This window comes from Faecalibacterium sp. OF03-6AC (assembly GCF_003478175.1).
GTDB classification, from domain to species: Bacteria; Bacillota; Clostridia; order Oscillospirales; family Ruminococcaceae; genus Faecalibacterium; species Faecalibacterium taiwanense.
The window spans coordinates 1-19,906 of the sequence record NZ_QUEN01000008.1 but is presented as its reverse complement, the minus strand read 5'-3'; the positions used below and the strand labels follow the sequence as shown (position 1 = coordinate 19,906).

At 58.9% G+C, this 19,906-nt stretch carries 19 protein-coding genes; 17 read left to right on the top strand and 2 right to left on the bottom strand.

Features of this window, described 5'->3' with window-relative positions; genetic code table 11:
• Nucleotides 1-92: 92 nt before the first annotated feature.
• Nucleotides 93-566 carry a hypothetical protein gene (locus DXA66_RS10025; protein WP_118528625.1) on the bottom strand — a complete coding sequence of 158 codons (474 nt, stop codon included), beginning with the start codon at nucleotides 564-566 and terminating at the stop codon, nucleotides 93-95.
• Nucleotides 567-900: 334 nt separating this feature from the next.
• Between DXA66_RS10025 and DXA66_RS10020 the strand changes: the two genes are divergently transcribed.
• The 5 genes from DXA66_RS10020 to DXA66_RS10000 all read left to right on the top strand — a co-directional run bounded on the left by DXA66_RS10020 (nucleotide 901) and on the right by DXA66_RS10000 (nucleotide 5,546).
• Complete coding sequence (locus DXA66_RS10020) at nucleotides 901-2,277, top strand: MATE family efflux transporter (protein ID WP_118528623.1); 1,377 nt, start codon at nucleotides 901-903, stop codon at nucleotides 2,275-2,277.
• A gap of 19 nt (nucleotides 2,278-2,296) precedes the next feature.
• Complete coding sequence (locus DXA66_RS10015) at nucleotides 2,297-3,049, top strand: exodeoxyribonuclease III (protein ID WP_118528621.1); 753 nt, start codon at nucleotides 2,297-2,299, stop codon at nucleotides 3,047-3,049.
• Nucleotides 3,050-3,099: 50 nt separating this feature from the next.
• Nucleotides 3,100-3,585 (top strand): small multi-drug export protein, encoded by a 486-nt coding sequence (locus DXA66_RS10010; protein ID WP_118528619.1) that lies wholly within the window; start codon nucleotides 3,100-3,102, stop codon nucleotides 3,583-3,585.
• A gap of 129 nt (nucleotides 3,586-3,714) precedes the next feature.
• Nucleotides 3,715-5,103, top strand: coding sequence for a Sapep family Mn(2+)-dependent dipeptidase (locus DXA66_RS10005; protein ID WP_118528617.1), 1,389 nt, complete (start codon nucleotides 3,715-3,717; stop codon nucleotides 5,101-5,103).
• 8 nt (nucleotides 5,104-5,111) lie between these two features.
• Nucleotides 5,112-5,546 (top strand): DUF3842 family protein, encoded by a 435-nt coding sequence (locus DXA66_RS10000; RefSeq protein ID WP_118528759.1) that lies wholly within the window; start codon nucleotides 5,112-5,114, stop codon nucleotides 5,544-5,546.
• Between the two features lie 307 nt (nucleotides 5,547-5,853).
• Here DXA66_RS10000 and epsC read toward each other — a convergent pair whose 3' ends face one another.
• Nucleotides 5,854-6,525, bottom strand: coding sequence for a serine O-acetyltransferase EpsC (gene epsC / locus DXA66_RS09995; RefSeq protein ID WP_005944190.1), 672 nt, complete (start codon nucleotides 6,523-6,525; stop codon nucleotides 5,854-5,856).
• Nucleotides 6,526-7,020: 495 nt separating this feature from the next.
• Here epsC and DXA66_RS09990 point away from each other — a divergent pair, with 495 nt between their 5' ends.
• From DXA66_RS09990 to DXA66_RS09935, 12 genes are all read left to right on the top strand, one after another.
• Nucleotides 7,021-8,211 (top strand): dihydroorotase family protein, encoded by a 1,191-nt coding sequence (locus tag DXA66_RS09990; RefSeq protein ID WP_118528615.1) that lies wholly within the window; start codon nucleotides 7,021-7,023, stop codon nucleotides 8,209-8,211.
• 57 nt (nucleotides 8,212-8,268) lie between these two features.
• The gene (pyrF, locus tag DXA66_RS09985; protein ID WP_097774360.1) at nucleotides 8,269-9,135 is read left to right on the top strand and encodes an orotidine-5'-phosphate decarboxylase; all 867 of its coding nucleotides are present in this window, start codon (nucleotides 8,269-8,271) and stop codon (nucleotides 9,133-9,135) included.
• Nucleotides 9,116-9,889 carry a dihydroorotate dehydrogenase electron transfer subunit gene (locus tag DXA66_RS09980; RefSeq protein WP_005944199.1) on the top strand — a complete coding sequence of 258 codons (774 nt, stop codon included), beginning with the start codon at nucleotides 9,116-9,118 and terminating at the stop codon, nucleotides 9,887-9,889. The genes pyrF and DXA66_RS09980 overlap by 20 nt, the downstream gene beginning before the upstream one ends.
• Nucleotides 9,889-10,815 (top strand): dihydroorotate dehydrogenase, encoded by a 927-nt coding sequence (locus tag DXA66_RS09975; protein ID WP_118528613.1) that lies wholly within the window; start codon nucleotides 9,889-9,891, stop codon nucleotides 10,813-10,815. Before DXA66_RS09980 ends, DXA66_RS09975 begins: the two co-directional genes overlap by 1 nt.
• A 134-nt stretch (nucleotides 10,816-10,949) precedes the next feature.
• Entirely contained in the window at nucleotides 10,950-11,543 is a 594-nt protein-coding gene (pyrE, locus tag DXA66_RS09970; protein ID WP_118528611.1) for an orotate phosphoribosyltransferase, read from the top strand.
• Between the two features lie 21 nt (nucleotides 11,544-11,564).
• On the top strand, nucleotides 11,565-12,674 hold the full coding sequence (locus DXA66_RS09965) for a carbamoyl phosphate synthase small subunit (RefSeq protein ID WP_118528609.1): 1,110 nt from the start codon (nucleotides 11,565-11,567) through the stop codon (nucleotides 12,672-12,674).
• 1 nt (nucleotide 12,675) lies between these two features.
• On the top strand, nucleotides 12,676-15,927 hold the full coding sequence (carB, locus tag DXA66_RS09960) for a carbamoyl-phosphate synthase large subunit (RefSeq protein ID WP_118528607.1): 3,252 nt from the start codon (nucleotides 12,676-12,678) through the stop codon (nucleotides 15,925-15,927).
• A gap of 219 nt (nucleotides 15,928-16,146) precedes the next feature.
• Complete coding sequence (locus DXA66_RS09955) at nucleotides 16,147-16,449, top strand: HU family DNA-binding protein (RefSeq protein ID WP_118528605.1); 303 nt, start codon at nucleotides 16,147-16,149, stop codon at nucleotides 16,447-16,449.
• Nucleotides 16,450-16,575: 126 nt separating this feature from the next.
• Complete coding sequence (locus DXA66_RS09950; protein ID WP_005944218.1) at nucleotides 16,576-17,763, top strand: DEAD/DEAH box helicase; 1,188 nt, start codon at nucleotides 16,576-16,578, stop codon at nucleotides 17,761-17,763.
• Between the two features lie 214 nt (nucleotides 17,764-17,977).
• Nucleotides 17,978-18,631, top strand: a complete 654-nt coding sequence (locus DXA66_RS09945; RefSeq protein WP_005944220.1) for a MerR family transcriptional regulator — start codon at nucleotides 17,978-17,980, stop codon at nucleotides 18,629-18,631.
• Nucleotides 18,612-18,923, top strand: a complete 312-nt coding sequence (locus DXA66_RS09940; protein WP_005944222.1) for a heavy metal-binding domain-containing protein — start codon at nucleotides 18,612-18,614, stop codon at nucleotides 18,921-18,923. Before DXA66_RS09945 ends, DXA66_RS09940 begins: the two co-directional genes overlap by 20 nt.
• Nucleotides 18,920-19,810 (top strand): CPBP family intramembrane glutamic endopeptidase, encoded by an 891-nt coding sequence (locus tag DXA66_RS09935; RefSeq protein ID WP_118528603.1) that lies wholly within the window; start codon nucleotides 18,920-18,922, stop codon nucleotides 19,808-19,810. Before DXA66_RS09940 ends, DXA66_RS09935 begins: the two co-directional genes overlap by 4 nt.
• Nucleotides 19,811-19,906: the final 96 nt, after the last annotated feature.

Sequence of the window (19,906 nt, the reverse complement as noted above, 5' to 3'; positions counted from 1 at the left end):
TTTTTATATTTGCAAATCAGGAAGATCTGCGGATCTTCCTGATTTGCTTTTTCACGGTAAGGGCCGTAACGGCTGACGGCATCTTGCTGCTGTCAGCCTGCGGCTGTCGCGCAGCGGATAAAGAGAAAGCTTGCCCGCACGGCTTGTCGCGTAAGCGACTTCAAATCGGCGGAACACAAAAAATCCTTTAGCGAAGCGACTTGGATTTTTTGTATGGAGCCCAACAGCTTTGGGGTCACTAGGGGCGAGCAGCCCCTAGTTCGTGCCTCCCGCGCCTCGAAAGTAGCGGGTGCTTTTCTGGTTCTCTTTTGGCACGCAAAAGAGAACGTATCCGGCGGCGATGCCTTTTGCAAAAGGAGCAAAATTTCAGACACGCGACTACGCTCTGCGCGGGAAGCATCTTCCGCAGACAAAAAGAAAAAGCGGTGACTCGTGCAGGTTGAGTCATCGCTTTTCTTGCCCCTTGCGGGGCAGGCAGGGTAAATGATAAGAAGGTAAATGAAGAAAATAGCAATTTTAAGAACAAAGGTTTTGTGCTGAGCGAAGAACCGCTCGTAGAAGTCCATGTATCCAACGTAACACCTTTGTTGGATACAACATACCACTTTTTTGGAAGAATTACAAGCCCTTTTTTCGATTTTTCACCAATAAACGTGCGAAAAATCGCATTTTTGGAGAAACGCACAAATTCAACGAAAAGTTCCCGGCAAACTGACGAACAAGCATAAAAATGAGCCGGTGCGGCCCGGAACGGCGGAAAAAAAGACGCAGAATGCGACAGTTCTTTACAAGAACCGGTCTGTGTGCTAAGATGAATACATTCAATGGGAAGTCTGCCCTGCGAAGGGCGGGCGTATGTGTCCGGGCAGGATGGCCCGGAACGGGGAAAGGAGCATATCAATGGAAAGTCAGGCGGTGAGCGGAACAAAAAAGCCGCTCTTCGGAGGGCGGAAGCCGCTGTTCACACAAAAGGAACTGCTGCTGCTGACCGGCCCGCTGCTGGTGGAGCAGTTGCTGGAAGTGACCGTGGGTATGGCCGATACCATGATGGTGTCCCGCTGCGGCGAAGCGGCCATTTCCGGTGTCAGCCTTGTGGACATGATCAACAACCTCATCATCGTGCTGTTTGCGGCGCTGGCCACTGGCGGCGCAGTGGTGGTAAGCCAGTTTTTGGGTGCGCGGGATCAGAAGGATGCCGATGCAAGCTCTGGCCAGCTGCTTTTGCTCAGCGGCGTATTCGGTTTGCTGGTGGGGGCATTCTGTTTTGTTTTTGCAAGGCCGATGATCCGGCTGTTCTACGGTGCCATCGATGCCGATGTGCTGGATGCCAGCGTGCTGTACCTGAAGGTGATCGCCCTCAGCTATCCGTTTCTGGCACTGTATAACGGCGGCGCGGCTCTGTTCCGCAGCATGGGCAACTCCAAGATCTCCATGCAGATCAGCTTTTTGATGAACGTGATCAACATTGTGGGCAACGCAGTGTGCATCTTCGGATTTAAAATGGGCGTAGACGGTGTTGCATGGCCCAGCGTGCTGTCTCGTGTGGTGGCAGCGGCCCTTATCCTGCGCAAGTGCTACCAGAAGGGCAATGCCATCACGGTGCCCAAGACCACCCGGCTGGATGCAAAGATGACAAAGCGCATTCTTGGCATCGGCATCCCGTCCGCCTTTGAGAACAGCCTGTTCGAGGCCGGACGCATTCTGGTGGTGAGCATGATCTCCACCTTCGGCACAGCGCAGATCGCAGCAAACGCCGTGGCAAACAATCTGGACGGCATGGGCGTGATCCCCGGCAAGGCACTGAGCCTTGCCATGATCACGGTGGTGGGCCGCTGCATCGGTGCGCGGGACGACGAGCAGGCTGTTTATTATACCCGCAAGCTGACGGTGTGGTCTTACATCGCAATGGGTCTTTCCAACGGTGCCATCCTGCTGTTTTTGCACAAGCTCATCGGCATCTACGCGCTGTCCGGTGAGACGATGGTGCTTTCTGAGCTGCTGGTACGTATCCATGCAGGCTTTGCCATCCTGCTGTGGACCCTGTCCTTCGTGCTGCCCAACGCCCTGCGTGCAGCCAACGATGTGAAGTTCACCATGATCGTGTCCATCCTGAGCATGGCGGTGTGGCGGCTGGGCTTCAGCTACCTGCTGTGCGTGCGCATGGGCTGGGGCGCTGTGGGCGTGTGGATCGCAATGATCATTGACTGGGTTTGCCGCGTGACATGCTTTGTGCTCCGCTTCCGCAGCGGTGTATGGAAAACCAAATATCAGGCATAACATAAAGAGGAGTATACCTATGAAACTAATCAGCTGGAACGTCAACGGCCTGCGCGCCTGCCTAACCCATGGCTTTGCCGAGAGCTTTGCGGCTCTGGATGCCGATATCTTTTCGGTGCAGGAGACCAAGATGCAGCCCGGTCAGGCGGATTTTGCGCCGGATGGCTACACCGAGTATACCTATTCTGCCGAGAAGAAGGGCTACTCCGGCACGGCCTGCTGGTGCCGTGAGCAGCCGCTGGCCGTGACCACCGGCATCGGCATTGAGCAGCACGACCACGAGGGCCGTGTGCTCACGCTGGAATACCCGGAGTTCTGGCTGGTGAACTGCTATACCCCCAACAGTCAGGACGGGCTGAAGCGTCTGGACTACCGCATGGAGTGGGAGGATGCCTTCCGTGCCTACCTGCTGGCACTGGACGCAAAAAAGCCGGTGATCCTGTGCGGCGATCTGAATGTTGCCCATAGGGAGATCGACATCAAGAACGACAAGACCAACCACATGAGCGCAGGCTTTACCGATCAGGAGCGCGGTAAAATGACCGAACTGCTGGACGCAGGCTTTGCCGACAGCTTCCGCGTGCTGCACCCGGATGAGGTGAAGTACAGCTGGTGGAGCTACCGCTTCCACGCCCGCGAGAAGAATGCGGGCTGGCGCATCGATTACTTCATCGTGTCCCGCCGCATTGCCGATAAGATCCGCGCGGCGGAGATCCACAACGAGATCTTCGGCTCAGACCACTGCCCGGTGGAGCTGGACATTGACCTGTAACCTGTAAAAAATGCCTGCTCTCCCGGAAAGAGCAGGAAAAAGGAGACTCTATGCTCAAAAGCTATCTGCTGGTATTTTTTGTTTCCATGGTGCCGCTCATTGAACTGCGCGGAGCCATCCCCATCGGGCTTGGCATGGGCCTGCCCATCCTGCCCACCTATCTGGTGTGCGTGGTGGGCAACATGATCCCGGTGCCGTTCATCTATCTGTTTGCACGCAAATTCCTGATCTGGGGCTACCACAAGCCCCTTATCGGGCCCATCTGCAAGTTCTGCATCGTCAAAGGCGAGAAAGGCGGCCGCGCACTGGAAGCCAAGGCGGGCCGCGGCCTTGTGGTGGCGCTGCTGCTGTTCGTGGGTATCCCGCTGCCGGGCACCGGCGCGTGGACCGGCACGCTGGCGGGCTCGATCTTGGATATGAAGTTCAAGGATGTGGTCAGGGCCTGCATGGGCGGCGTGCTGCTGGCGGGCATCATCATGGGTCTGGCCAGTGCGGGCCTGCTGGGTGCGCTGAGCACCCTGTTCTCGGTGGGCTGAGGAAAAAAGACCATGTTCCGGCAAAGAACAACAATTGACAATGGTATTTTGCCGCTGAGTATGCTAAAATAAAAAGGTGTTTTGGAACCGGCAACGCAAAGCTGCCGGACGGAAAGGAACGATAAGATCATGGATCAGGCACTGAATCAGAAAATCGACGCATATATTGCGCAAAACAAGGAACAGCTGCTGAAGGATATCGCCGCTCTGGTGGCAGTCAACAGCGTAGAGGGCACCCCGGAAGAGGGTGCACCCTTCGGCGCAGGCCCCCGTGCAGCGCTGGACAAGACGCTGGAGCTGGCTGCGGGCATGGGCTTTGCCACCCGCAACTGCGAAAACTACATCGGCTATGCAGAGCTGGCCGGCAAGGACCCTGAAAAGTATCTGGCGACCATCTGCCATGTGGACGTGGTGCCCGTGGGCAACGGCTGGACGGCCGACCCCTTCACCATGCGCATTCAGGACGGCTGGCTGCTGGGCCGCGGCGTTGCCGACGACAAAGGCCCCATGGTGGCTACCCTGTATGCCCTGAAGTTCCTCAAGGAGCAGGGCTATGAGCTGCGCTACCCCATCCGCGCACTGGCAGGCACCAATGAGGAGACCCACATGCAGGATGTGGACTACTACCTCAAAAACTACCCGGCTCCGGCCTTCTGCTTCACCCCGGATGCCGAGTTCCCGGTGTGCAACGGCGAGAAGGGCCAGTTCGGCGCCAAGATCGTCAGCCCGGTGTGTAACGGTGTCATCGTGGAGATCGAGGGCGGCGTGGCAAACAACGCCGTGCCCGACCGTGCAAGTGCGCTGGTCAGGACCGACATCTCCAAGCTGAAGAATGCCCCCAACATCACGCTGGAACCGGAAGGCGACGGCGTGCGCATCCGCGGCTGGGGCAAGTCCGGCCACGCAGCCATGCCGCAGGGCACCGTGAACGCCATTGGTCTGGTGGTGAACTACCTGCTGGACAACGGCCTGTGCAATGAGACCGAGCGCACCTATCTGGAGGCTGTGCGCAAGCTGCACGCTTCTACTGCCGGTGAGGGTCTGGGCATCAACTGCGCCGACGGCCCCTTTGGCCCGCTGACCGTGATCGGCGGACGCATCTACATGGAAGATGGCCGCATTTTCCAGACCATGGACAGCCGCTTCCCCACCTGCACCAACGGCGAGAAGATGACCGAGCAGATCCGTGCCGCACTGGGCGATGGCGCTGAGCTGCGCGATGTGACCGTTGCCAAGCCCTTCTATATTGAAGCAGACAGCCCCGCCATTCTGGCCTGCATCAACACCTACAACGAAGTGACCGGCGAGAACGCCAAGCCCTTCACCATGGGCGGCGGCACCTATGCCCGCCACTTCCCCTATGCGGTCAGCTTTGGCCCCGAGCATGTGGACCTGCCGCTGCCGGAATTTGGCGGCCCGATGCACGGTGCAAACGAAGCGGCACCCATCGACAAGCTGCTGGAAGCCGTGAAGATCTATATCATCGCGCTGCTGCGCCTTGAGGAAATCGACTTCTGATGCAGCCGATGAATGTGCTCGTCATCGACGGGCAGGGCGGGGGCCTTGGCAAACAGCTGGTGGCAGCCCTGAGCACGCAGTGTCCGGAGGCCCGGCTCACTGCGGTGGGCACCAACAGTCTGGCGGCAAACGCCATGCGCAAGGCCGGTGCCCCGCGTGCCGCCACCGGCGAGAACGCCGTGGTGGTGAACTGCCGCAGCGCGGATATCATCGTGGGGCCCATCGGCATCGTCATTGCGGATGCACTGCTGGGCGAGATCACGCCCGCCATGGCCACAGCCGTGTGCCAGAGCCATGCGACGCGGGTGCTCATCCCGGTGAACCACTGTGAAAACTATATCGTGGGTGTGCCGGAACAGCCCATCAGTGATCTGGTGGCCGCTGCGGTGCAGAAGGTGAAAGCTCTCTGCGCCGGGGAAGGCTGCGGAAAAAGGGTTTATTGAAAATGCCCTCCGCTTGCGCTCTGGGCATCTTCAGCGGAAAAATATCTTATAATAGAGCAACAGCGGACAGCCTGCGGGCTGTCCGCTGTTGCATTTTCACGGAAAGGGTCCAAGAGGGAAACTTGATCTGTCTGTGCTTGTTTCCTGCGGAAACAGCCGCACAGCTGGGAAACAGGCCACTTCTTCATTGTGCCCGCTCCAGTGAAAAGACAAGTCGGAAAATCCCGCAGGATTTTCCGACTTGCTTTTAAAGAATATAAATTCCTTGAATAATGCCCAGAGCGCAAGCGGAGGGCATTCTGAATCGTTACGACTTCTGTCGTGCGGCGATCTGCGCTGCCGTGGGCGGGGTGTCGCCCTGCGCAGCGTTTTCCAGCGCGCCGAGACGGCGGTCCAGATCGGTCAGGCGCTGGGCTACGATATCCGGCAGATCCTGCTGGTCCAGATCGTCCGCCGGGTTCACGGCCTTGTTGTTGATGCGCACCACCTCGGCGGGCACGCCCACGGCGGTGCAGTTGGCGGGCAGATTGCGCAGCACCACGCTGCCTGCGCCGATGCGGGAGTTGTCCCCGATATACACCGGGCCAAGGACCTTGGTGCCCGCACCGATCAGCACGTTGTTGCCCAGAGTGGGGTGGCGCTTGCCGGTGTCCTTGCCGGTGCCGCCCAGAGTGACACCGTGGTAGATGGTGCAGTTGTCCCCGATCTCGCAGGTCTCGCCGAACACGATGCCCATGCCGTGGTCGATAAACAGGCATCTGCCGATGGTGGCACCGGGGTGGATCTCGATGCCGGTGCGGCGGCGTCCGTGCTGGCTGACCCACCGGGCCAGAAAGAACCGCTTGTGCTGGTACAGCCAGTGCGCAATGCGGTGATACACCAGAATGTGAAAGCCCGGATACAGCAAAATGACCTCCAGCACGTTGCGTGCAGCGGGGTCCTTGCGCTGGATGTTCCGCGCGTCCTCCAACAAACCCATGGGAAAACCCTCTCTTTCCTGATTCCGATGAAGCTGCTCTGAATAAAAATCACGCCTCTGCCATGAAAACAGCCTCTGACTCTTTTGACCATATTATAATAGCACACCCGGACGGGAATGTACAGCAATATGCTAGGAATTGATGTGACTAACCCTGAATCTGGCGGGGAAAAACTGCTTTTGGGTAGAGTAGCTAAAATTCCGAGAGGGAAGCGGCAAACCTTTTTGCAACAAAATATATGCGGAAGCATTGACACATTTCGCGCTTCTATGCTAAAATATTATGAAAAGATTCCAGACTTATAAAAGGAGACAGCACCATGCAGAAAAGCGCGATGTGCACCAAACTGAACAAGCAGTTCGCATCCGGTTTTGCCGTGGGTTCGTTGTTTCCTTTTTTTGTGGAATGAGCTTTTCCCTTTGCGGGGAAAAGTTTTTTTTTGCCCGTAAGCCGGAAAGCCGAACCAGACAAACGCAAATCAGGAGGGAACTGCGATGCTGCTTGTAAATGCTGTGAACACCGAAGGAAGACCGCTTGAGATTTTTGTAAAGGACGGCAGGATCGCTGCTGTAGGTCAGGAGCTGGAGGCACTGGCCGGGGAGAACGAAACGGTCATTGATGCCGGCGGGCTGACCGTGCTGCCCGCCTTTGTGGACCTGCACTGCCACTGGCGCACCCCGGGCTTTGAGTACAAGGAGGACATCGAGACCGGCAGCCGCGCCGCAGCCGCCGGCGGTTACACCTTCGTGAACCTGATGCCCAACACAAAGCCGGTGTGCTCTTCTGCGGCACAGGCGTTCATGGTGGAGCAGAAGGCTGCCGAAGCAGGCCTGTGCGATGTGAACCAGACCGTCTCCATCACCGAGAACTTTGACGGTGTGAGCATCGACCACCTCAAGACTCTGCCTGCCGGTGTGAAGTTCATCACCGAGGACGGCCACGGCGTGCAGGACAATGCCACCATGGCAAAGGCTTTCGCCATCTGCACCCAGAAGGATATCACCGTGATGAGCCACGCCGAGGATATGGAGATCAGCCCGTGGGACTACCGTCTGGCTGAGGACATCGAGACGGTGCGCAACTGCTGGCTGAGCGAATACTACCAGACCAAGCTGCACATGTGCCACGTGTCCACCCGCGGTGCGCTGGATGCCATCCAGATGGCAAAGCTGCGGGGGGCACCCGTCACCTGCGAGGTGACCCCGCACCACCTGTGGTTCACCAATGATACCTGCGATTACCGTGTGAACCCGCCTATCCGCACCGCCGACGATGTGCAGGCGCTGGTGGACGGCATCCGCACCGGCATCGTGGATGCCATTGCAACCGACCACGCGCCCCACTCCGAAGAGGACAAGCTCAAGGGCATGGCCGGTATGGTGGGCAGCGAGACCGCTTTCGGCGTCTGCTACACCAAGCTCTGCAAGCAGGAAGGCCTGCCGCTGGAAGTGCTGGTGCACCTGATGAGCACCCGCCCGGCAGAAATTCTGGGCCTTGCCAAGGGCCAGCTGGAGCCGGGCTATGATGCCGACATGGTGCTGGTGGATCTGGATACCCCCTACACCGTGGACAAGGACAAGCTGCACTCCAAATCTCACAACACCCCGTTCGACGGTGCCCAGCTGTTTGGTAAGGTCTGCGCCACCATCAAGGGCGGCAAGCTGACCTATCAGGCAGAGGATTAAAAAAACAACACTATATAAGATGAGAATCGATAAGAGAGCAAACAGGAGGAACCCACAATGACCAACATGGATAAGCTTTACGAAGCAGTGGAAGCCCGCGGCCCGGTGTGCGTAGGTCTGGATACCGATTTCAGCTACCTGCCCGCCGACTTCGTGGACAGCACCCTGACGAAGGGCGAGAACATCGTGCGCTTCAACAGGAAGCTCATCGATGCCACCAAGGCAGTGGCTGGCTGCTACAAGGTGCAGATCGCTTACTACGAGTCTCTGGGCCTTGAGGGCATGAAGGCCTACGCCGACACCCTGAAGGCTGTGCGTGAGGCCGGTGTGCCGGTGATCGCCGACATCAAGCGCGGCGACATTGCCAAGACCGCCGAGATGTACGCCATGGGTCACTTTACTGGCGATTTCGAGAGCGATTTCGTCACGCTGGCACCCTATATGGGTCTGGACTCCATCAGCCCCTACCTGCCCTACGCCGAAAAGCAGGGCAAGGGCATGTTCGTGCTCTGCCGCACCTCCAACGGCGGTGCCAAGGACTTTGAGTATGAGAAGCTGGCCGACGGCCGCCACGTCTACGATCTGGTGGGCGACAAGCTGAACGCTCTGGGCAAGGACTACATGGGCGAGCACGGCTACTCCTCCATCGGTCTGGTCATCGGTGGCACCCACATCGAGGAGGCCACCGAGATCCGTGCAAAGTATCAGGACAGCTTCTTCCTGATCCCCGGCTACGGCGCACAGGGCGGCAAGGCTGAGGATATTGCTCAGTACCTCACCAAGGGCAACGGCGGCGTGGTCAACTCCAGCCGCGGCATCCTGCTGGCCTATAAGAAGCAGCCGGGCACTGCCTTTGACGAAGCCGCTTACAACGAATGTGTGAATATGAAGGAGGCCATTGCTCATGCGTGCAGCCTGCTGTGAAGCCACTGTCCTGCGCAATGAGGTCATTGCCCCGGACATCCGTCTGCTGACGGTGGTCTGGCCGGACCGCGACCACGCACCCCACGCAGGCCAGTTCTTTACCCTGCGTGCATGGGGCGCAGACGAAGCCCCCTTCCTGTCCCGGCCCATCAGCGTGCACCGCTGGAACCCGGACAGCAGCACCATCGAGTTTCTGTATCAGGTGGTGGGCGAGGGCACGGAAAAGATCGCGCAGCTCAAAATGAAGGATACCTTCCAGCTCACCGGCCCTATGGGCAACGGCTTTGATGTGCCGGACATCCTGAGCAAGTACAAAAAGATCGCTGTGGTGGGCGGCGGCATCGGCACCGCGCCCATGTTCCAGCTCACCCGTGAACTGGCAGCGGCAGGTGTGAAGCCGGATGTGTTCTTCGGCTTCCGGGATGCCCCCTACTGCATGGAGGAGTACCGCGAGATTGCAAACCTCGTCAAGGTGTCCACCGACACCGGCGCGGTGGGCTTCCACGGCTTTGTCACCCAGCTGTACGACCCCGCCGACTACGATGTGGTGCTGGTGTGCGGCCCCACGGTCATGATGAAGAACGCCGCCCGCCTGTGTGCCGAGAAGGGTACCCCCTGCTTTGTGAGCATGGAAAAGAAGATGGCCTGCGGCATTGGTGCCTGCCTTGGCTGCACCTGCGAGACCAGAGGCGGCGAGGGCAAGAGCGTGTGCAAGAACGGCCCGGTATTTGATGCAACGGAGGTGTTCTTCTGATGGCTGACCTGAAAACCAACCTGCTGGGCTTTGTGATGAACAGCCCGGTCATCGGCGCATCCGGTACTGTGGGCTACGGTGTGGAGTACGAAGAGCTGGCAGACTTTGCCAAGATCGGCGGCATCTCCGGCAAGGGCCTGACCCTGCACGGCCAGTACGGCAACAAGGGCGAGCGCCTGTGGGAGACCCCCTCCGGCCTCATCAACAGCATCGGCCTGCAGAACCCCGGCGTGCAGCACTTCATTGACGTGGAGCTGCCCGAGATGCTGGAACTGAAGCAGAAGTACGGCACGGTGGCCATTGCCAACCTTGGCGGCCACAGCGAGGAAGAGTATGTGGAAGGTGCCGCGATGCTGAGCGACAGCGCAGTGGACATCGTGGAGCTGAACATCTCCTGCCCCAACGTCAAGGTGGGCGGCATGGCCTACGGCGTGAAAGCCGAAGCTGCCGGTGAGGTGGTGCGCATGGTGCGCGCTGCCTGCAAAAAGCCCCTGATGGTCAAGCTGAGCCCGCAGGCCGAGAACATCCCTGAGATGTGCAAGGCTGTGGAAGCCGCCGGCGCGGACGCCATCAGCCTGACCAACACCTTCCAGGCCTGCGCCATTGATCTGGAAAAGCGCCGCCCGGTGTTCAACAACATCTTTGCGGGCCTGTCCGGCCCGGCGGTGCGGCCCATCGCCCTGCGCATGGTGTGGCAGGCCGTGGGCGCTGTGAACATCCCGGTGGTGGGTCTGGGCGGCATCGCCACGGGCCGTGACGCACTGGAGTTCATCATGGCCGGTGCTGCGGCGGTGCAGGTGGGTGCCGCAAACTTTGCCACCCCCCGCGCCATGGAGACCATTGCCGACGAGATGGCTGCATGGATGGACAAGAACGGCGTGAAAACGCTGGACGAGATCCGCGGATGTGCCCGGAATGCTGAATAATCCAATTGATGTACCAGCATAAACACTGATTTATACGTATAAAAACAAAGCTACTGCATAAATTTGCAAATCACGCAAAAGCGTGGTACAATACCGTTCAAAAGACATTTTTATAAAAGAGAGGGAGAAGTACAATGAGTGAAGCACTTGAGATCCTGAAGAGCTGTGACGCGTTCCTGGAAGGTCACTTCCTGCTGTCCTCCGGCCGCCATTCCAGCGCATACTGCCAGATGGCTTATCTGCAGCAGTACCCCGACCGCTGCGCCGAGGTCATGAAGAGCGTGGCAGATAAGGTCAAGGAAATGGACGTGGATGTGATCGTCGGCCCGGCCATGGGCGGCATCGTGTACGCCTACGAGCTGGCCCGCCAGACCGGCAAGCGCGCCATCTTTACCGAGCGCGTGGACAATGTGATGACCCTGAAGCGCTTCGCCATCCACCCGGGTGAGAAGTGCCTCATCGCTGAGGACGTGGTCACCACCGGCATCTCCTCTCTGGAGACCAAGCGCGTGATCGAAGAGAACGGCGGCATCTGCGTGGGCATCACCTGCGTGGTGGACCGCACCAAGCCCGAGGCTCCGTCTCCCATTCCCATCGTGGCAAGCGCCCTCAAGCTGGATCTGCCCAACTACGCACCGGAAGAGTGCCCCATCTGCAAGGAAGGCAAGCTGCCGCTGGTGCATCTGGGCAGCCGCAAGATGAAGCAGGAAGCAAAGCAGACCCTGTAATGTGTTGAAACGAGGAAAACTATGAACGCATATCTTCTTTTGGCAAATGGCATGGTCTTTGCCGGCCAGTCGGTGGGTGCCGAGGGCGTCACCGTGGGCGAGGTGGTCTTTGCCACCGGCATGGTGGGCTTTCAGGAGACCCTGACCGACCCCAGCTACTATGGCCAGATCATCACCCAGACCTACCCCCTTATCGGCAACTACGGCATGAATAAGGACGACATGGAGTCCGACCGCATCTGGGCAAAGGGCTACATCGTGCGCGAGGCCTGCACCACCCCCTCCAACTGGCGCTGCGAGGAAACGCTGGACAGCTTTTTGAAAAAGAACAACACCATCGGCATTGAGGGCATCGATACCCGCCACCTGACCCGCATCATCCGCGAGAGCGGTGTGATGAACGGTGCCATCCTGACCACCTTTGATCCCGCCGACCCGGCCAACAAGGCCGAGACCGAGGCTCTGCTGGCTCAGATCCGCGCCTACGCCGTCACCGATGCGGTGAAGAATGTTACCTGTGAAAAGCCCGAGGTGTTCAACCCGCAGGGCGAGACCCATATCGTGCTGATGCACTACGGCTGCAAGCGCAACATCGTGCGCTGCCTTGTCAAGCGCGGCTGCAAGGTGACGGTCATGCCCGCCTTTGCAACGGCAGAGGAAATCAAGGCCCTTGCTCCGGACGGCATCATGCTGTCCAATGGTCCCGGCGACCCGGCGGAACCCGTGGAGGTCATCGAGAACCTCAAGTACATCTTTGAGCTGAACATCCCCACCTTCGGCATCTGTCTGGGCCACCAGCTGAGTGCTCTGTCAGCCGGTGCCAAGACCATGAAGCTCAAATACGGCCACCGCGGTGCCAACCAGCCTGTGACCGACTTTGAGTCCGGCCGCACCTTCATCACCAGCCAGAACCACGGCTACGCTGTGGTGGGCGACGAGCTGCCCGCCGAGATGGGCGAGGTGGCACAGGTGAACGCCAACGACGGCACCTGTGAGGGCATCAAGTACAAGAAGTGGAACTGCTTTACCGTGCAGTTCCACCCGGAAGCAAACGGCGGCCCCAAGGATACCGAGTTTCTGTTCGACCGCTTCCTGAACAACGTCAAAGCAGCAAAAAAGGAGGCACGCTGAAATGCCGAAGGACCCTAGAATCAAGAAGGTGCTGGTCATTGGCTCCGGCCCCATCATCATTGGCCAGGCTGCGGAGTTCGACTACTCCGGCACGCAGGCCTGCCGCGCCCTGAAGGCAGAGGGCATCGAGACCGTTCTGCTGAACTCCAACCCCGCAACCATCATGACCGACCCGGATGTGGCCGACCATGTTTACATCGAGCCCATGACGCTGGAAGTCGTGGAGCGCATTCTGGACATCGAAAAGCCGGACTCCGTGCTGCCGAACCTCGGCGGTCAGATGGGCCTGAATCTGTCCATGGAGCTGGCCCGCTCCGGCTATCTGGACCGCACCGGTATCCGTCTGCTGGCCTGCAAGCCCGAGACCATCGACCGTGCCGAGGACCGCGAGCTGTTCAAGGAGACGATGGAAAAGCTGCATCAGCCCATCATTCCCTCTGAGGTGGTGGAGACGCTGCAGGACGCTCTGGCCTGCGCCGACCGCATCGGATACCCGGTCATCGTGCGCCCGGCCTTTACCATGGGCGGCACCGGCGGCGGCATCTGCGAGACCCGCGAAAAGCTCATCGAGATCGGCACCAACGGCCTGCGCCTTTCCCCCATCCATCAGATCCTTGTGGAAAAGTGCATCGCCGGCTGGAAAGAGATCGAGTATGAGGTCATGCGCGACCACAAGGGCAACGTGATCACCGTGTGTAACATGGAGAACCTGGACCCTGTGGGCATCCACACCGGCGACTCGGTGGTCGTGGCTCCCTCCCAGACCCTGACCGACCACGAATACCAGATGCTGCGCACCGCTGCTCTGGACATCATTACCGAGCTGGGCATCGAAGGCGGCTGCAACTGCCAGTTCGCCCTCAAGCCGGACAGCTTTGACTATGCGGTCATCGAGGTCAACCCCCGTGTGTCCCGCTCTTCCGCACTGGCTTCCAAGGCAACCGGTTATCCCATTGCCAAGGTGGCTACCAAGATCGCCATTGGCTACACGCTGGACGAGATCACCAACGATGTCACCGGCAAGACCTGCGCCTGCTTTGAGCCTGCTCTGGACTACATCGTGGTCAAGTACCCGAAGTGGCCCTTTGATAAGTTCGTCTACGCCGACAAGTCTCTGGGCACCCAGATGATGGCCACCGGCGAGGTGATGAGCATTGGAAACAGCTTCGAGGCTGCCATGATGAAGGCGGTCTCCTCCATCGAGCTGGGTATGGACACCCTGACCCACAAGCCCTTTGAAGAGCTGACCGATGACGAGATCGTGGCTCACATGCATGTTCAGGACGCGGAGCGCGTGTTCTGCGTGTACGAGGCCCTCAAGCGCGGCATCGACCACCAGACCATCTACCGCATCACCAAGATCGACTGGTGGTTCCTGGACAAGATGCAGCATCTGGCAGATCTGGAAAATGGTCTTGCCAAGTGCAACGGCGTGCTGACCGAAGAACAGTACAAGACTGCCAAGAAGTACGGCTTCCAGGATAAGACCATCAAGCGTCTGGCTCAGGTGGACACCCTGCCCGTGGAGAACTACCGCGCCGGCTTCAAGATGGTGGATACCTGTGCTGCCGAGTTCTCGGCCAACACCCCCTATTTCTACTCCACCTACGACGGCGACAACGAAGCTGCTGAGTTCATTGCCGAGAAGGAAGCCGAAGCATCTGCCAAGGGCGAGCCCAGGAAAAAGAAGGTTCTGGTCTTTGGTTCCGGCCCCATCCGCATCGGTCAGGGCATCGAATTCGACTACTGCTCGGTGCACTGTGTGTGGACCCTGAAGAAGCACGGCTGCGAAGCCATCCTGGTAAACAACAACCCCGAGACCGTCTCCACCGACTTTGACACCGGCGACCGTCTGTACTTCGACCCGCTGAACCCGGAGAGCGTGGACAACATCATTGCCACCGAGAAGCCGGATGCCTGCGTGGTGCAGTTCGGCGGCCAGACCGCCATCAAGCTGGCAAAGCACATGGACGAGATCGGCCTGCCCATTCTGGGCACCCCGGCAGATGCCATCGATGAAGCGGAGGACCGTGAGCGCTTCGATGAGCTGCTGGAGCGCTGCAAGATCCCCCGCGCACCGGGCCGCACTGTCTTTAATCTGGACGAGGCTCTGGCTGCCGCCGACGAGATCGGCCTGCCGGTGCTGATGCGTCCCTCCTACGTGCTGGGCGGTCAGAACATGATCGTGGCCTACACCAAGGCGGACGTGATCGAGTACATGGGCGTTATCACCGAGCATGTGGACATGGATCACCCTGTGCTGCTGGATAAGTATATTCTGGGCACCGAGTGCGAAGTGGATGCCATCTGCGATGGCGAGAACTTCCTGATCCCCGGCATCATGGAGCAGGTGGAGCGCACCGGCGTGCACTCCGGCGACTCCATCTGCGTCTACCCGGCACAGCACCTGACTCAGGCCGAGATCGACACCATGGTGGATTACACCGGCCGCTTTGCCCGCGAGCTGCATGTCACCGGTCTGGTGAACGTGCAGTACGCAGTTTCCAACGGCAAGGTGTACGTTATTGAGGTGAACCCCCGTTCCTCCCGTACCGTGCCGTATATCTCCAAGGTCACCGGCGTGCCCATGGTGGATCTGGCGGTGCGCTGTTGTCTGGGCGAAAAGCTGGCAGATATGGGCTACGGCACCGGCCTGCACCCCAACGCACCCTATGTGGCCGTCAAGGTGCCTGTGTTCAGCTTTGAAAAGCTGCACGGTGTGGATACCCAGTTTGGCCCCGAGATGAAGTCCACCGGCGAAGTGCTGGGCATTGCCCCCAACTACCACGATGCCCTGCTCAAGGGCCTCATCGGCGCGGGCTACACCTTCAAGACCCCCGGCCCTGCAAGCTGCTGCATCTTTACCGTGAAGGACAGCGACAAGCCGGAGTTCGTGGATATCGCATGGAAGCTCAAGAGCATGGGCTACAAGCTGTACGGTACCTCCGGCACCTGCGCATGGCTCAACAAGCACATGGTGCCCTGCAACGAGGTGCGCAATATGTCCGGCGAGTCGCCCAACATCGTGGACCTGCTGCAGAGCGGTCTGGTGGATTATGTGTTCTCTACCAGCGCTAAGGGCCGTGACCCCAAGCGCGACTCCGTCCGCCTGCGCCGCAAGGCTGTGGAACTGAGCATCCCCTGCATCACCGCAGTGGATACCGCCAACGCTCTGGTGAACTGCCTGCGCAGTGATCACAGTCTGGAAAATATCCCGCTGGTGGATATTGCCACCCTGTATCACCGCAAATAATTACCTCACGAATTACCCGTAAAATGCTTTTTTGCAGCGCCCGCCAAAACAGCGGGCGCTGTATTTGTGAAGGACGGATAGAGATTACATAAGTTCGTGCGCAATAAATGACGTTTTGTGCGCAATCTGTCGCAAACAGTGTGTGAATTATGTTATACTCAACAACGCAAAATTTGCCAAAAGACGTTACTTTTGGACACTCCAGGAGGATATAGATACATGACCCGTTCCCAGATGATCGAGACTGTGGCACGCAAGACCGGCTTCACCGAAGCACAGGTCGAGACCACGATGGATGCAATGTTTGACCAGATCGCCGACTGCCTGCGCGCAGACGAGAAGGTGACCATCGCAGGCTTTGGCCGTTTTGAGATGCGTCCCCGCAAGCCCAAGGCCTACACCAACCCCAAGACCAAGGTTTCCAGCCGTCTGGAGTCCACCTCCATCCCCGGCTTCAAGGCCAGCGGCCGCTTCAAGCAGAAGCTGGAAGCAGGCAAGAAGAGCGTGGAAGAGACCGCCTGATCTTTGTGCATTGAGGACCGTACCCGTGACCCCGGGTGCGGTTCTTTTTGTTTCTCTGCTGACAAGTGCGGCATTTCATGCTATACTGGGTTCAGAATATAAAACGACAAAGGAACGGAGAATCAGATGCTTTACAGTGAGTTGCAGTGCAGCGATGCCATCCACAAGGCCGTGGAGCGCATGGGCTTTGCCGAAATGACCGAAATTCAGGAAAAGACCATCCCCGTCATGATGGCGGGCTATGACGTGATCGCAAAAGCCCCCACCGGCACCGGCAAGACTTGTGCCTTCGGCATCCCGGTGGCGGAGCATATCCTCCCGGAAAACAAGTACCCGCAGGCTGTGATCATGGCCCCCACCCGGGAGCTGGCCCAGCAGATCGCGCAGGAGCTGGAAGAGCTGACCTATTTCATGCCCGAAGTGCAGGTGGCCTGCGTGTACGGCGGTGCCAACATGGAAAAGCAGGCAAAGCGCCTTGCCGAGGGCTGCCAGATCGTGGTGGCAACGCCGGGCCGTCTGATGGACCACTACAAGCACCATTCCATTGATATCTCCCATGTGACCCAGATCGTGCTGGACGAGGCCGACGAAATGCTGAACATGGGCTTCTATAAGGATGTGCGGCATATCATTGAAATGATGAAGGCCCGCAAGTCCCTCTCCATGTTCTCAGCCACCATCAGCCGCGAGGTAATGGACATCGGCTGGCTGTACCAGCACAACGCCGAGGAGATCACCGTCCAGCCCAAGGAAGAAAGCCAGCCCAAGATCACCCAGTATATGCTGGAGACCTCCGGCCGCAACAAGCTTTCCGACCTTGCACAGATCATCATTGGTGAGAACTACAAGCGGGTGATGGTGTTCTGCGATACCAAGTTCAACACTGCCACTCTGGCCAACCAGCTGGCACGGCTGGGCTTCTCGGTAGACTGCCTCCACGGCGACCTCTCCCAGAAGGAGCGCAACCAGATCATGCAGAACTTCCGGGACGGCAAGCTGGCCATTCTGGTAGCCACCGACGTTGCCGCCCGCGGTATCGATGTTTCGGATGTGGATGCTGTGATCAACTACGATGTGCCCAGCGAGAACGAACATTACACCCACCGTATCGGCCGCACCGGTCGTGCTAAAAAGGAAGGCGTGAGCTACCTGTTCTATGTGCCGGAGGAGAAAAAGCGGGTGCAGGAGCTGCTGCGCCTGACCCGCAATACCGACCTGTGCACCCCGGTGCACTTCGACTTCAACCATGAGCACATTGTGGTGGAGAAAAAGCAGGACAGCGCCGACCGGTTCCAGATCAAGTGCTATTTTTAAAGGAAGAAACTCCCTCAGTCTCGCATTCGCTCGCCAGCTCCCTCAAGGAGGGAGCCTTTGGCAGTGCGGCAAAGTTTTATGTTTTGCCAAAGGCCCCATCTCCGAGGGGGCTGTCTGCGAAGCAGACTGGGGGAGTCTCACTTTTCTATTAAAATCTATTGACCTTCCCCTTTCTGGAAGGTGTAACATAGGCACGTAAGGAGGCACCGGAACCATGAAGATCAACGAAGTGGAAGCCGCTGTGGGCGTGACCAAAAAGAACATCCGCTTTTACGAGGAGGAGGGGCTCATTACCCCCAGCCGCGAGCCGGGCAACGGCTACCGCAGCTACTCGCAGGCGGACGTGGAACGCCTGCGCCGCATCAAGCTGCTGCGCAAGCTGGATGTGCCGCTGGCCGAGATCCGGGAAATGCTGGAAGGGCAGAAGACGCTGGCCGAGGGAATGGCCCAGCAGCTGGAACGTCTGAGCACCCGCCGCAAGGATCTGGACGAAGCCATCGGCTTCTGTACCGTATTGGAAAAGGCTTCCGGAAACCTTGAAGAACTGGATGTGGAGCAGACGCTTGCGCGCCTTGCTGCACGGGAGGAACAGGGAGTGACCTTTGTGAACATTGAACGCACAGACCGAAAAGGCGAGCGCATCCGCGGTGCCTGTATCGGCGCTGCCCTTTTTGTGGCGCTGATGGCTTTTGTGATCGCAACGATGGCGTGGGCCTTTTACAGCGACCCGCAGGAAGCGCCGCCGCTGCCGCTGCTCATCGTATTGTTCGGCATCCCGGTGGGGTGCATCGTGGGCACGCTGAAGGTGCTGCTGGAACGCATTGAAGAGATCGGAAAGGGAGAAGAAGATGCTTATCGTAACTATTAACGAAGTGCCCGGCAAAAAGCTGGAAGCGCTGGGCGTGGTGCGCGGCAGCACGGTGCAGAGCCGCAATCTGGGCCACGATCTGATGGCGGGGTTCCGCACGCTGGTGGGCGGTGAAGTGACCGATTACGCGGATATGCTCACCGAAGCCCGGCAGATCGCCACAGGACGCATGGTCAAGGATGCAGAGGCCCTTGGAGCGGATGCAGTTGTAGGGATGCGCTACGCTTCCGCCAGCGTCATGCAGGGCGCGGCAGAGGTCATTGCTTATGGAACGGCGGTGAAGTTCGTATGACCACAAAAGAAAAGCAGGGCTTCGGCCTTTATTTCCTGTTAGCATTTGGTCTGGCATGGCTGTGTCAGGTCGGCGGCTGCATGGCGCTGCTGCAAAAGCAGAATGCCGTGCTGTATCAGTTGGCGCTGGTCGCCACCATGCTCTGCCCGCTTCTGGCGGTGCTGCTGGTGCAAAAGGTCTTTCTGCGCCAGCCCACCGGCATCGGCTGGAAGGTGCAGGGCAAGCGGCGCTACTGGCTGGCGGCGTGGTTCGGCCCGGCGGTATTCACGGTGCTGGCCGCAGTGCTCTATTTTGCGGTGTTCCCGCATCGACTGGACCTCTCCGGCAGCTGGCTGGCAGCGGCCTACGGCGGCGAGATGGACGCTCAGACCCTGCGCAGGGAGCTGGGCGTATCCAACCTCAGCTACATGCTGGAAACAGGTCTGTTCGCGGTCACGCTGGCTCCGGTCATCAATATGTTCGCAGCTTTGGGCGAGGAAGCCGGCTGGCGCGGGTATATGATGCCTCACCTGAAGGAGCGGCTCGGCCTGCTCAACGGCCGCCTGCTGGGCGGCGTGATCTGGGGTGTCTGGCACTGGCCGCTGATGCTGCTGGTGGGCTACGAATACGGCACCAACTACTTGGGTGCGCCAGTGCTGGGCCTTTTCGTGTGGTGCATAGTCTGTTTTGCGCTCAATACCCTGTTGGACTGGCTCTATGAAAAGACCGGGTGCATCTGGGTTCCGTCCATCGCACACGGCGCATTCAATGCGGTGGCAGCGCTGTTTGTGGTTTTGACGAACCCGGCAGACAGCTATTACAATGTATTGGGCCCGGCACCCATTGGCCTGATCGGAATGCTGCCCATGCTGGCTGCTGCAGTCTGGCTGACCCTGCGAAGATCCTGAAAACCTGAATAGTTCCGGGAGAGGACTCTTCCGCTTTTGCCGCCGCAGCTGCAATGCAGCTGCGGCGCATATACCTCACGGTCAGATGCCGTTTCC

Bases quoted from the DNA above. Each gene is read 5' to 3' on its own strand.
- DXA66_RS10025 (WP_118528625.1), bottom strand. From the start codon at position 566: ATGGACTTCTACGAGCGGTTCTTCGCTCAGCACAAAACCTTTGTTCTT.
- DXA66_RS10020 (WP_118528623.1), top strand. From the start codon at position 901: ATGGAAAGTCAGGCGGTGAGCGGAACAAAAAAGCCGCTCTTCGGAGGG.
- DXA66_RS10015 (WP_118528621.1), top strand. From the start codon at position 2,297: ATGAAACTAATCAGCTGGAACGTCAACGGCCTGCGCGCCTGCCTAACC.
- DXA66_RS10010 (WP_118528619.1), top strand. From the start codon at position 3,100: ATGCTCAAAAGCTATCTGCTGGTATTTTTTGTTTCCATGGTGCCGCTC.
- DXA66_RS10005 (WP_118528617.1), top strand. From the start codon at position 3,715: ATGGATCAGGCACTGAATCAGAAAATCGACGCATATATTGCGCAAAAC.
- DXA66_RS10000 (WP_118528759.1), top strand. From the start codon at position 5,112: ATGAATGTGCTCGTCATCGACGGGCAGGGCGGGGGCCTTGGCAAACAG.
- epsC (WP_005944190.1), bottom strand. From the start codon at position 6,525: ATGGGTTTGTTGGAGGACGCGCGGAACATCCAGCGCAAGGACCCCGCT.
- DXA66_RS09990 (WP_118528615.1), top strand. From the start codon at position 7,021: ATGCTGCTTGTAAATGCTGTGAACACCGAAGGAAGACCGCTTGAGATT.
- pyrF (WP_097774360.1), top strand. From the start codon at position 8,269: ATGACCAACATGGATAAGCTTTACGAAGCAGTGGAAGCCCGCGGCCCG.
- DXA66_RS09980 (WP_005944199.1), top strand. From the start codon at position 9,116: ATGCGTGCAGCCTGCTGTGAAGCCACTGTCCTGCGCAATGAGGTCATT.
- DXA66_RS09975 (WP_118528613.1), top strand. From the start codon at position 9,889: ATGGCTGACCTGAAAACCAACCTGCTGGGCTTTGTGATGAACAGCCCG.
- pyrE (WP_118528611.1), top strand. From the start codon at position 10,950: ATGAGTGAAGCACTTGAGATCCTGAAGAGCTGTGACGCGTTCCTGGAA.
- DXA66_RS09965 (WP_118528609.1), top strand. From the start codon at position 11,565: ATGAACGCATATCTTCTTTTGGCAAATGGCATGGTCTTTGCCGGCCAG.
- carB (WP_118528607.1), top strand. From the start codon at position 12,676: ATGCCGAAGGACCCTAGAATCAAGAAGGTGCTGGTCATTGGCTCCGGC.
- DXA66_RS09955 (WP_118528605.1), top strand. From the start codon at position 16,147: ATGACCCGTTCCCAGATGATCGAGACTGTGGCACGCAAGACCGGCTTC.
- DXA66_RS09950 (WP_005944218.1), top strand. From the start codon at position 16,576: ATGCTTTACAGTGAGTTGCAGTGCAGCGATGCCATCCACAAGGCCGTG.
- DXA66_RS09945 (WP_005944220.1), top strand. From the start codon at position 17,978: ATGAAGATCAACGAAGTGGAAGCCGCTGTGGGCGTGACCAAAAAGAAC.
- DXA66_RS09940 (WP_005944222.1), top strand. From the start codon at position 18,612: ATGCTTATCGTAACTATTAACGAAGTGCCCGGCAAAAAGCTGGAAGCG.
- DXA66_RS09935 (WP_118528603.1), top strand. From the start codon at position 18,920: ATGACCACAAAAGAAAAGCAGGGCTTCGGCCTTTATTTCCTGTTAGCA.